Annotated in this window: 11 protein-coding genes; all 11 read left to right on the forward strand. The window is 53.6% G+C overall.

The genetic code is table 11. From position 1 onward, the window contains the following. Positions 1-212: 212 nt before the first annotated feature. Positions 213-1,748, forward strand: coding sequence for an AAA family ATPase (locus FBQ85_17280; GenBank protein ID MDL1876900.1), 1,536 nt, complete (start codon positions 213-215; stop codon positions 1,746-1,748). 80 nt (positions 1,749-1,828) lie between these two features. Beyond that, positions 1,829-2,005, forward strand: a complete 177-nt coding sequence (locus FBQ85_17285) for a type II toxin-antitoxin system HicB family antitoxin (GenBank protein ID MDL1876901.1) — start codon at positions 1,829-1,831, stop codon at positions 2,003-2,005. A gap of 69 nt (positions 2,006-2,074) precedes the next feature. Continuing rightward, positions 2,075-4,078 (forward strand): HAMP domain-containing protein, encoded by a 2,004-nt coding sequence (locus tag FBQ85_17290; protein ID MDL1876902.1) that lies wholly within the window; start codon positions 2,075-2,077, stop codon positions 4,076-4,078. Between the two features lie 262 nt (positions 4,079-4,340). After that, entirely contained in the window at positions 4,341-4,583 is a 243-nt protein-coding gene (locus FBQ85_17295) for a hypothetical protein (protein MDL1876903.1), read from the forward strand. A gap of 24 nt (positions 4,584-4,607) precedes the next feature. Then, positions 4,608-5,729, forward strand: coding sequence for a winged helix DNA-binding domain-containing protein (locus tag FBQ85_17300; protein ID MDL1876904.1), 1,122 nt, complete (start codon positions 4,608-4,610; stop codon positions 5,727-5,729). Then, positions 5,638-6,096, forward strand: coding sequence for an STAS domain-containing protein (locus FBQ85_17305; protein MDL1876905.1), 459 nt, complete (start codon positions 5,638-5,640; stop codon positions 6,094-6,096). The genes FBQ85_17300 and FBQ85_17305 overlap by 92 nt, the downstream gene beginning before the upstream one ends. A 103-nt stretch (positions 6,097-6,199) precedes the next feature. Further along, the gene (locus FBQ85_17310; protein MDL1876906.1) at positions 6,200-7,441 is read left to right on the forward strand and encodes a GAF domain-containing protein; all 1,242 of its coding nucleotides are present in this window, start codon (positions 6,200-6,202) and stop codon (positions 7,439-7,441) included. Between the two features lie 79 nt (positions 7,442-7,520). Continuing rightward, a complete protein-coding gene (locus tag FBQ85_17315) occupies positions 7,521-8,792 on the forward strand; it encodes a site-specific DNA-methyltransferase (protein ID MDL1876907.1) in 1,272 nt (423 codons plus the stop codon). 112 nt (positions 8,793-8,904) lie between these two features. Then, positions 8,905-9,849 carry a hypothetical protein gene (locus FBQ85_17320; protein ID MDL1876908.1) on the forward strand — a complete coding sequence of 315 codons (945 nt, stop codon included), beginning with the start codon at positions 8,905-8,907 and terminating at the stop codon, positions 9,847-9,849. A gap of 191 nt (positions 9,850-10,040) precedes the next feature. Then, on the forward strand, positions 10,041-11,723 hold the full coding sequence (locus tag FBQ85_17325) for a D-aminoacylase (GenBank protein ID MDL1876909.1): 1,683 nt from the start codon (positions 10,041-10,043) through the stop codon (positions 11,721-11,723). A 376-nt stretch (positions 11,724-12,099) separates the two neighbouring features. Next, the coding region (locus FBQ85_17330; protein MDL1876910.1) for an NAD-dependent epimerase/dehydratase family protein at positions 12,100-12,459 on the forward strand (360 nt) is incomplete at its 3' end.

Below are 12,459 nucleotides of genomic sequence, written 5' to 3' on the forward strand. Positions count from 1 at the left end.
AAAGCCAAACCGCGAATGCACGCCAATAAACGCGAATTTTAAGATTAGCGAATATTCGCGTTTATTAGCGGTTCTTCCAAATGAGTAAGTTATTTAAATGGCGTCTCTTATCTCTTTATATCCCTTCTCAGGCACAGGTCTTTACCCTTGCTTTTCGCGCATGCCGTTTATATACTTTGCCGGCGCAATTCGTTTAACACGATGATTATCTCATGCACGATTCGACTCCTCCAAGCCAGACCTGGCAGCTTGAGCGCGAAGTTTTCCGGCTGCGCACACTTCTGGAAGTGGCGCAAGCGCTGGCCGATTGCCGCGAAAGCGCCAAAATTTTTACCGAGGTTTTGGCAATTCTCTCCGGTACCTTCGGCGCGGGCAAAGCGCTGGCCATTGCCCAGCGCGATGACGGCCAATGGCAATGCATGGCGAGCCGCGGCGAATTGGCGGTCGAGGCGGTGACCAACAATTTGCGGGAGATGGGCGTTCATTCGCTGGAAAAAATTCTGCCGGAGCTGCGGCATTTGCTGGACGGGGAGCCGGGCATCGAGCATTTCGCGGCTGCCACGTTCACCACAATGCGCGAAACGCGCGCCGGCGCATTTTTGCTGGGTCCGCGTTTGTTGGGCGAACCGTATGCCGCGTCTGACCGCGAGTTGCTCGAAGCGGTCGCCGGTTTCAGCGCCCGCGCGTTGGAAAACGTGCAGCTTTATGAAGTTCTGCAGGAAACGCAGGAAAAATTGCGTCTTGAAAACCTTGCGCTGCGCGAAGCCGCAAAAAAGGATTTCAGCGATACCGCGATCCTCGGCAAAAGCGACGCAATTCAACGCGTGCGGCAGCAGATTCGCAATTTGGGCAAAAGCGAGGCCAACGTGTTGATCACCGGTGAAACCGGCACCGGCAAAGAACTGGTGGCGCGCGCGCTGCACTTTCATTCGTTGCGCGCTGACGGCCCGTTTCTCGGCGTGAATTGCACCGCGATTCCCGAAAATTTGGTGGAAACGGAATTTTTTGGCATCGAAGCCGGCACCGCCACCGGCGTGAAAAAACATACCGGCTTGTTCGAGCAGGCGCACGGCGGCACGCTGTTTATCGATGAAGTCGGCGACATGCCGGCAGCCTCGCAGGCCAAATTGCTGCGCGTGCTGCAAGAACGCAGCATGCGCCGCATCGGCGGCGACCGTGAGATTCCGGTTAACGTGCGCGTGATTGCCGCAACCAACAAAAATCTCTCGGAAGCCATTGCCGGCGGCAGCTTTCGAGAAGATTTGTTTTATCGCCTCGCCGTGCTGGAATTGCGTATTCCACCGCTGCGCGATCATCGCGAAGATTTGCCGTTGCTGGCGCAGCATTTTCTCAATATTTTTGAAAACAAATTGCGCCGCAAAACCGGCGGCCTCGCGCCGGATTTGTTGCCACAATTGGAAAACTATCACTGGCCCGGCAATGTGCGCGAATTGGAAAACGAGATGGAACGCCTGGTGACACTTGCAGATGAAGGCCAGCTTTTGCGGTCAGAGCATCTCTCGCCCAAATTCAGAAGCGTCTCGCCCAGCGCAGCCCGGCTGCGCCCCTCATCTCTGCTCTTACGCGACGCCGTCGATCAACTCGAACGTGAGATGATTGCCGAAGCATTGTTGCGCCACAACGGTAACAAAAGTCAAGTCGCGCGCACGCTGGGCCTGAGCCGGCTCGGCTTGCAGCAGAAAATGGATCGGCTGGGCGTGGCGAATCCCAATGCGGACAAGCAATAGCTAATATCCGGATAGTTTCTCCGTAAATGATTCGCGAAGAATGCGAATCAATGAACAAAAAAATCAACAGGTGATGTCTCATGCGACAAGTCATCATTTATCCCGGCGAAGATGGTTACTGGGTGGCAGAATGCCCGAGTTTGCCTGGTTGCATCAGCCAGGGCAAAACCAGACAAGAAGCCTTGCTCAATATCAAAGAAGCTATTCATGGATACATCGTGGCTCTTGAGGAGGACGGCCTCCCGATTCCTGCATAAATGATTTTGATGTTTTAATCCGAAATATCGACTCCCGCTTTTGCCGGGAGTCACAACTCATCAATCCCCATGAAAATCCGCTCCAAACTTCTGCTCGCCGTGCTGCTCGAAATCGCGCTGACCATCGTCATCGTGATTTTGTGGGCCTATCAAGGCGCGCAAAATGAATTGGAGCAACTGGCGCGCGACCTGCTGCGCGCGCAAACCGATTTTGCCTATGCCGTCTGCGACCGCTACAACCAACGCTACGGCCATCCCACCGATGAATTGAAGGAACAAATTAGCGCGGTGCGCATTGCCATCGATGGTTACATCGTCGCCATCGACAACTCCGACACCGCCGACAAGGGCAAGCTCATCATTCACCCGACCGACACGGGCGAGAACCTCAACAATCCGCGTTTCCCGCACATTCAAAAAATCATCAATCGCATCGATCAAGCCGGCAAGCCCGACCGCTATTCTGCTTACGACGAATATCATCAGGAAACCGGCGCGCGCGGCCGTCAGGGCGAGCGCAAGATCGTCTACTATATGTATTACAAACCGTGGGACTGGATCCTGCTCTCCTCCGCCTACGAGCGCGATCTCTTCCAAAGCGCGGACGTCGTGCGCCACCGCACCGTCGAGGCCATCGCCGCCGTGGCGATTCTCACGGTGATCATCATGACCCTGTCGATCCGCAAAATTCTCGCGCCGCTGCGGCAGTTGAATCAGACGAGCCAGGAGGTGGCCAACGGCCGGCTCGATGCCACCTTTGCGATCGACTCGCAGGACGAGATCGGCGAACTGGCGCGCTCCTTCAACAAGATGCTGCAATCGCTGCAGCACAATCTGCGCATCACGCAGGAATTCGAGATCGCGCGGCGCATGCAAATGGAAATGCTGCCCGAGACGCCGCCGAACCTGCCCGGCCTGCAGCTCGAAGCGGCCTCGCTGCCTGCCACCGAGGTCGGTGGCGATTTTTATGATTTCATCACGCTCGGGCCGCATCAACTTGCCATCATCGTCGGCGATGTGTCCGGCAAAGGCGTATCCAGCGCGATGGTGGTGAGCGCTGCGCTTTCCGCCATTCGCTTCGCGGCGGAGGGCCACAAAGCGCCCGCCGAAATTCTCGGCCTTGCCAATCGCCGTTTGTCGGTGGATTTGCAGCGCGGCATGTTCGTCGCAGCGTTCTGCGGCATTCTCGATTTGGCGCGCGGCCGTTTGCTTTACGCCAATGCCGGGCAAACCCTGCCGATTCTCTATCGCAACGGCGAGGCCATGCTGCTGCCCTCGCCGGAAGAGGGCGATCGCTTTCCGCTCGGCATTCGCCGGCAGATCGACTACGGCGAGCGGCATATCGATCTTGCTGCCGGCGATATGCTGGTGTTTTACACCGACGGCATCGTGGATATGATGAATGGCGAGAGCGAGCCGTACAGCTTTGATCGTTTTCGCGCCTCGGTGCATCGGCACGCGCAGGAGTTGAACAACAGCGTCATTCCCGGGTTGATCAAAGATGCGGAAAAATTTTCCGGCAGCCGCGATCATTCGGATGACATCACATTGCTCGTTGCCAGGTTTGAGGGCGTTCCGCCAGCCGTTCGTGATGAACCTGAAAACGGCAAAGCGCCAGCGGCACTTGTATTCGCTGAAAACCGCGGCGAAGTGCGGCTCTCGATTCCCTCGCAACACGGGTATGAAAAAATGGCGATGCAAGCGGCGGCGGAGCTGGCGCAAATGCTCGGGTTTCGCGCCGAGCGCGTGGAAGACTTGCGCACTGCTGTGGCGGAAGCCTGCCTGAACGCCATTGAGCACGGCAACAAGCTGAATCAAATGAATCGCCTTGATGTCTTGCTCAAGCCCGCGAGCAACAGTCTCACGGTGCAGGTTATTGACAACGGCAGCGGCTTTGCGTTGAAACCCCAGCATGAGATCAGCCTCGAGCGCAAAATCAGCGGCGAAGAAAGCACACGCGGTCTGGGTTTGTTTTTGATCGAGAAATTGATGGATCATGTCGAGTATAAAGTTTTGCCGGAGCTGGGACACGTAACGACGCTGCGGATGGATAAAACTGATTTCGAGCCATGAAAGTTAGAATAAACCTCTGAAAATTTGTGACAAAATAATTTGCCGGCAGAACGACTTGAAATAATTCTGCCGCTAAATCATCCTGCCAAAGTTTTTTGGGTGATGCTCGATGACTTCGGCGCATTTCGGCGGAACAGCTTTATCGCCGATGGTCACCGAAGACACCGAGTTGCGCGGATGCTTTGATTTGCAGCTTGTCTGCAAATCGGAGCAGATTTTATCTGCACAATCTGTGTCCAAATTGTTTGCGGAGTTATCTAACATGAAAATCTACTGCCCGGAATGCCGCTGGGAACCCACCGCCGATTCGAGATGGCAATGCCACCCCGGTTGCGACCATGTCTGGAACACGTTCGACACACATGCGCGCTGTCCGCAATGCGGCAAAGTCTGGCGCAACACCATGTGTCTCGCCTGCCAGCAATGGTCGCGACATGAAGATTGGTATCATGATGAAACGCCGGAGCAAGTGGAGGAGGTTGAGATGGGCATGATATGGAACTGAAGGCTTTCGAAGCCATCAAAACGAATGATTCCTGCGATCAAATCAAATCAAGTCGCGGCGTTTCGCTTGCATCGCCATCACCTTGCCGCTCATCAGCCGGCGAGCCTCACCATGATTTGTCAAAACGTCTGCGGCATACAAGCCCAGGTGATGGCGAGCGCGGAGATGGCGATCTGGGCGCGGGGGCATCATCACAAGCAAACGGATATTCAATCGGCGTTGTGGAACGAACGCAGCCTGGTCAAAACCTCGTGCATGCGGCAAACGCTGCATTTGTTGCAAACCTCCGATTTTTTGCTTTATATTAACGCGCTCAAACGCAGCCGGTTGGCAGCGCTGCACCAGATCATGTCGAGGTTCGGCATTACGCCCAAAGAAGCCCAGGCCATGACAGCGGCCATTGTCGCCGCGCTTGCGGACGGCCCACAGACACAACCCGAGTTGATCCAACAGATCCTGCCCAAAGTCGGCAAGAAGTTAAAAGCGTATATCAAGGCGGCGTGGAGCATTCAGATTTTTCGCGCGGCGCTGGTGGAAGGCTTGATTTGTTACGGCCCGCCGCGCGGCAGCAAGTCAACCTTTATTCGCGTCGATCAATGGCTGCCGCCGCAAAAAGAGATTCCCGAAACGGAAGCCAAGCAAACTCTGCTGCGCCGCTATCTTCGAGCTTACGGCCCGGCAACCGCGCGCGATTTTTCCCGCTGGTCGGGCATTACCATGGCAGAAGTCAAACCGGTTTGGGAGTCGCTGCAAGAAGAATTACGCGAAATTCAAAGCGAGAAGCAAAAAAATTACATTCTGCGTGACGATTATGATGCGCTTGCGCAAAGCAATTTAAATGATCACATACTGCGGCTGCTGCCCGCGTTCGATCCTTATTTGCTGGGGCACGCCGGGAAAGATCATTTGCTCGACATGCGGCATTACAAGCGCGTTTATCGCGCCGCGGGCTGGATTACACCCTCGGTGTTGTTGAACGGCAAAATTGTCGGCGTCTGGTCGCACACGCGCAACGCGGTTCACGCGGTGTTGCGCCTGGAGTTGTTCGAAAAAATTGCAAAAAAGAATCAGGCGCAGATCGCAGTTGAAGCAGCGAGTCTGGCAGATTTTTGGAGTACCTCGTGCAAAATCGAATTCGTCAAATAAGGAAAAGCCTGCGGTGACAGAAATCCAAGTCAATCTCCGCCTGGAAGACAAGCTTGCGCTCATCGATCTTAAAGGCGATGTCACGAGCCTGGCGGAAAAGAAAATCGTTTCAGCGTATGAGCGCGCGCTGACGCAAAAGCTGCGCGACCTGATTCTCAATTTCAGTGAAGTGGGATATATCAACTCTGCGGGGATGTCGATCATCATCACCCTGCTAAGCCGCAGCCAGCAGCAAAATGTTGCGCTCAAGGCGTTCGGGCTGTCGCCCCATTTTCAGAAAATTTTCGAGATGGTCGGCTTGCTCAAATACATTCCACATTTTGAGAATGAGGTCGAGGCGCGCGCGAGCTGCGCGAACCCGGCTTGACGGGTTTTGAACGTTTTCGCTCGCCACAACAAAATTCTGCAGGAAGCGTTCTTGCCGGTGAAATTTTTGATAAAGACGAAACCCCTAGCGTGGAAAAGCTGCAATGAACGACGAAGATCAATATCAGCGGATACAGGAACTTTTTTTGTTGCAGCGCGTCGCGCAGCGCATCAACGCGATTTTAGATCTGGATACTCTGTTGGAAGAAGTCGTCAACGACGTGGCGCAAACCTTCGGCTATTCGCGCTCAGCCGTGTTGCTGAAAGATGATCACACCGATGAACTGGTGATTGCGGCGGTGCGCGGCTGGACGATTAATTTTCATATCAAAGGTGAGCGCTTCAAGATCGGTGAATACGGCATGGTTGGACATGTCGGCGCAACGGGAGAGACGCATTATGCGCCGGATGTCAGCGTGGATCCTTATTACCAGGTGAGTGAAGCCTCAACCCGCTCGGAGCTTGACATTCCGCTGAAAGTTCGCGGGCGGCTGATTGGCGTCTTCAATTTTCAACATCACGAGTTAAACGGTTTTTCCACCAGCCGCATTCAGCTTCTGGAGGCTTTGGCGGGACATATCGCAACAGCGATCGAAAACGCCCGGCTGTTTCAACGCGAGCGCCAGGAAAAAGAGCGCATGGCAAGAGAGCTGGAGGAGGCGCGGCGCGTGCAGCTTTCGTTGTTCCCGGGCCGGAATCCAGATCTCCCCAGCTTTGAAATAACGGGGTTGTGTTTGCCCTGCAGCGAAGTCGGCGGCGATTGGTATGATTACATTCCTCTGCGCGACGGCCGCCTGGCGCTGGTTCTGGCGGATGTTTCGGGCAAGGGAATGGCCGCCGCGCTGTTGATGGCCTCGACGCGCAGCATTCTGCGGCTGTTTGCGGAAAGAGATTTGCCGCCCGCCGAAGTTCTGACGCAAGTCAATCGCGTGCTGATCGAAGATTTTCCGCGCGCCAAGTTTGTCACGATGATCTATGCGGTTGTTGATCCCGCGCTGCGAAACATTGTTTTTGCCAATGCCGGGCATCTCCCGCCTCTTTTTGTGAATGCCACCGGATCGCAATTTCTGAAAATCGATTCCGGGTTGCCCTTGGGCATTCAAGACGTTTCTTTTTCTGAATACCGGCTCGCTATGCCGCCGGAAAGTCGGCTCTTGTTCTATTCGGATGGCGTGAGTGAAGCCATGAACGCGGCGATGGAAGAGTTTGGCGCGCGGCGCATTCGAGATCACATGGCGAATCCTTCTGCCTCGGTGCAGAGTCTCTTGGACGGCGTGCGCGCGTTCGCGAAGGATTATCCCGCCTCAGATGATCGCACACTCGTCCTGATCAGCGGACGCGCATAACAAGCTGTACCTAGTTAAGGAAAAAAGGATGGAGAACGAAAAGACGCAGCACAAAATTATTTTGGGCGATGCCCGCGCGATGACGGAGACCCCCGGGCAATCGGTGCATCTCATCATCACCTCACCGCCGTATTGGCAGCTCAAAGATTACGGTCACGAAGATCAAATCGGTTTCAACGACAGTTATGAAGATTACATCAACAATTTGAATTTGGTTTGGAAAGAATGCTATCGTGTGTTGCATCCCGGCTGCCGGTTGTGCGTGAACATCGGCGATCAATTCGCGCGCTCGGTATATTACGGCCGTTATAAGATCATTCCGATTCGAACGGAGATCATCAAGTTTTGCGAGACTATCGGGTTTGATTACATGGGCGCGATCATCTGGCAAAAGGTAACCACAACCAACACCAGCGGCGGCGCCACCATCATGGGCTCGTTTCCGCATCCGCGCAACGGCATTGTCAAGCTCGATTATGAGTTCATTCTGCTTTTCAAGAAACTCGGCAAGTCGCCCAAGCCGACGAAAGAGCAAAAAGAAAATTCCAAGATGACCACGGAAGAATGGAACGAATATTTCCACGGCCATTGGAATTTTCCCGGCGAGAAGCAAAGCCAGCATCTCGCGGCGTTTCCGGAAGAATTGCCCAAACGCTTGGTTCGCATGTTTTCATTTCCGGGCGAGACTGTGCTCGATCCGTTCATGGGCAGCGGCACCACGGCATTGGCCGCGCACAATTTCGGGCGCAATTCGGTTGGGTATGAAATCAATCGGGAATTCTTGCCGGTTATAAAAAATCGCCTGGGCGTCGATGAGAATAGCCTGTTCGGGTCGAATGATTCGGTTCATGTGGAAATCATCGAGCAAAAACTCCCCGCGCTTGACTTTGCCAAGTTGATTGCCGAACAGCCGTACGTTTTTAAAGATGCCGTAAAGTTCGACAAGAAGATCGATCCGCGTGAACAGCATTTCGGTTCCAAGATCAGCGGCAAGGAAGAGCAGAAGGAAAAGTATTATTCGGTGAAACAGGTTGAAGCGCCGCATCTGCTCGAACTCAGCAGCGGCCTCAAGATTCGTTTGTTGGGGATTAAGCCGCTTCCGGGAAAGGAAGAAGCTGCCATTGACTTCATCCAGCAGCTTACGGCTGGCCAGAAAGTCTTTTTGAAATTTGATGAACTGGAATTTGATGAAGAAAACCGGCGTTGGGCTTATGTTTATTTGAAGAACAAGACGTTCATCAATATGCATCTCATCAAGAAAAATTTATGCGCGGTCGATGCCGCTATTGATTTTCGTTTCAAGAATCGCATGCTGAATGCCTCTGAAGAAATTCTCGCCGCAATAGAATAAACCGCCCAGGTTGCCCAGCTCGATCGAACCGTTCATGGCAACGATGAAGTTCGAGTATCGCGAAAAGCAGCCGGCAAATTTTAGGTAATCGTTTTAAAGCCGGGAGTAACACTTGACCAAATACCCTCAAATCGATCTCAATCAAGTCAAAACCTACTCCGTGCAACAACGCTACAGCAAAGTGCATCGCGAGGAGCTGGCGCGGCCGTTCCGGCGCGGAGATTTCTTCGAAGATTTTTTTACCTCGTTGCCGAATATTCTCGCAGCAAAAGATTTGCGTGAATTCGTGCAGCGCATGCTTGCTGCGCGTGAAAACAATAAGCCCATCATTGTGATGATGGGCGCGCATGTCATCAAAGTGGGGCTCTCGCCGATTTTGGTGGATTTGATGAAACGCGGGTTCATCTCATGCCTCGCCATGAACGGGGCGGGCGTGGTGCACGATACAGAGCTGACCCTGTTTGGGCAAACCTCGGAAGAGGTGGCGGAAGGGCTGGCAGACGGCACATTCGGCATGGCCGCCGAAACCGGCGAGTTTATCAACAACGCGGTGGCGCGCGGGCGAGAGCGGGAACAGGGATTCGGCGAGGCAGCCGGCGAAGCGCTGCTGGCAACGAAATCGGAGGGCGCAAAGCTGAGTTTGCTGGCGAGTGCTTTTGAACGCAACATTCCTGCAACGATTCATGTTGCCATTGGCACAGATATTATTCACCAGCATCCGAGCGCGGACGGCGCTGCTTATGGCGAGCTTTCATTTCGCGATTTCAAAATCTTTACGGCGCAAGTGGCGGGACTCAACGAAGGCGGGGTGGTTTTGAATATCGGATCGAATGTTTTGATGCCGGAAGTATTTTTAAAAGCGCTCACCATTGCGCGCAATGTTGCCCCGCCAGTGAACAATTTTTTTACCGCGAACTTCGACATGTTCAACCATTATCGCCCGCGCGTGAATGTGGTGCAACGTCCCACGTTGCAGGGCGGCAAGGGTTATAATTTCATCGGCCATCACGAAATTATGATTCCGTTGCTGGCAGCGGCGCTGAAAGAGTTTTCCTGACGCCTCTGCAATTTAAAATGCGGCAACGATTTCTTGAAAGACTGCCTGCCTCGATGAAGATCGCGCCAGTTTTTGAAGACGTGCAATTGCCGTGGGGTTCCCTCCGGTCAGCGATATTAACGCCCGCAGAAATGCCCTTGCTTCTCCAATAGCCTCCGGCTATATTGCAAAAATTTCACAGAGGAGGAGAGATGGCTAAATTCTATTCCCGGCGCAATTTTTTGAAAACCAGCGCAGCCGGCGCACTGGCTTCGTATTCACTGTTCAATAGCGCGTGTTCTGCCTCGCAGGAATTCGATCTGCTCATCACCGGCGGCACAATTTACGATGGCAGCGGCAATGACGGCTTTTCCGGCGATGTGGGCGTTATTGCGGGCCGTGTGGCGGCATTGGGCGATTTGCGTGACCGCAAAGCGAAGCAAACGATCGATGTCTCCGGCCTGGCGGTCGCGCCGGGCTTTATCGATTTTCACAGTCACAGCGATGAAGAGCTGCTACTCGGCGGTGAGGCGCAATCCAAAATCCGGCAGGGTGTGACCACGGAAATTCTGGGACAAGACGGCGGTTCCATGGCGCCTTTGAATGACGCCATGCGCGCGAAGTTGCATGAAGACTTGACCAAGCGCTACGGCATCGCGGTGGATTGGACGGATTTCTCCGGCTATTTTCAGCGTCTCGAGCAAAGCGGTTTGATTACCAACGCCGCCAGCATGATCGGCCAGGGCACCTTGCGTGAGTTTGTGGTGGGTTTGGATAATCGCCCGGCGACCGCTGATGAAATCAACCACATGCAAGCGCTGTTGCGCACCGCCTTGCAGCAAGGCGCATGCGGCATATCCTCGGGCTTGGAATACACGCCAGGCTGTTTTGCCTCCACCGAGGAAATCATTGCGGTTTGCCGGGCGGCAGCCGGCAAAAGCATTTACTCGACGCATATGCGCAATGAAGATGACACGCTGCTCGAAGCCATTGCCGAGGCGATTCGCATTGCGCAAGAAGCGGGCGTGGCGCTCAACATTTCGCATATCAAAGCTTCCGGCCAAAACAATTGGCGCAAGCAACCGGAGATGCTGGCCATGTTGGAGGCCGCGCGCGCCAACGGCTTGCGCGTCACCTGTGATCGTTACCCCTACATCGCCTACAGCACCGGGCTTTCTTCACTCTTTCCGTTGTGGAGCCGTGAAGGCGGCAGTGAAGCTTTTGTGAGCCGTCTGCAAGACGTGAGCATTCGAGCAAAATTGCGTCCCGAAGTGCAATACGAAGCCGACAAAATCGGCGGTTGGAAATCAGTGATGATCTCGAGCTTACAAAATCATCCGCGCCGCAGCGAGTATGAAGGTATGAATCTTGCCGAATTGGCGCAGCATGGCGCCGATCCTTACGATCTTCTGGTTGAATTCATTATCGGCGAAAACGGCGGCGGCGGCATGGTCGGTTTTGCCATGCGTGAAGAGGATACGGCGCAGCTTCTGGCGAATCCCTATTGCATGCCGGCAAGCGACGGTTCTTCACTGGCCGAGCAAGGCGTGCTGCGCAGCGGCAATCCGCATCCGCGCTCGTTCGGCACGTTCCCGCGGGTGTTGGGCAAATACGTGCGCGAAGAAGCCATCATGCCATTGGCCAGGGCGATTCGCAAAATGACGGCTTTGCCGGCGGAGACTTTGGGCCTGCAAGATCGCGGTTCTTTGAAAAAGGGTTATTGGGCAGATATTGTCATTTTTGATCCTGCGAAAATCAATGATCGTGCAACCTGGTCGCAACCGCATCAATATCCGGTTGGCATTCCTTTTGTAATTGTAAACGGCCAACTTGTGATCGATCAGGAAAAATTCACCGGAAAATTGGCTGGAAAAATCTTGCGCCCCCAAGTTTAAGATATTGATGATAAAGGGGATAAGATTTCGACAACGAAGCCGCCGGGGTTTCGCAGAAATGCAAACGCGATTCCTGCTTGTTTACTTTTGGCTTGAGTCATCATTCCGTAGGAATATTTTGAGTATATAGTAAGATTTAAATTAATAGCATCTTACTGAATGGCATGCTCGGTTGAGATGTTTCGCAATCATAATGAAGCGAAATAACATCACTGATACAGTTTCTCAAGCTGAAACGATCAAAAGATACAAGTTCTTCGTTTTCGTGTTTGTTGACTTTCGACAAGCGTTTTTTTAAATTCGCCCTCCTTTTTTCTGGCGCGGAGACAGTATCATCTCCGCAGCTTCTGTGGCGAATTCAACCAAGGAAAGGAACATGCGCAAAATTCTCGTAACCGGCGGAGCCGGATTCATTGGCAGTAACTTCGTGCATTATCTGCTGCGCAAGAACGACGATGTTGAGATCATCAATCTCGACAAACTCACCTATGCCGGCAATCTCGAAAACCTGCGTGACATCAAAGGCAATCCCAATTATCGTTTCGTCAAGGGCGATATTTGCGATGCCGGCCTGGTGGACGAATTGATGGTTGGCGTCGACGTGGTGGTGAATTTTGCGGCGGAAAGCCATGTCGATCGTTCGATTGGCGGTCCGGATGCCTTTATTCGCACGGATGTGTTCGGCGCTTTCATTTTGCTGGATGCGGCGCGCCGGCACAATGTCAAGAAGTTCATG

The organism is Cytophagia bacterium CHB2 (genome assembly GCA_030263535.1).
In the GTDB taxonomy this organism is placed as follows: Bacteria; Zhuqueibacterota; Zhuqueibacteria; order Zhuqueibacterales; family Zhuqueibacteraceae; genus Coneutiohabitans.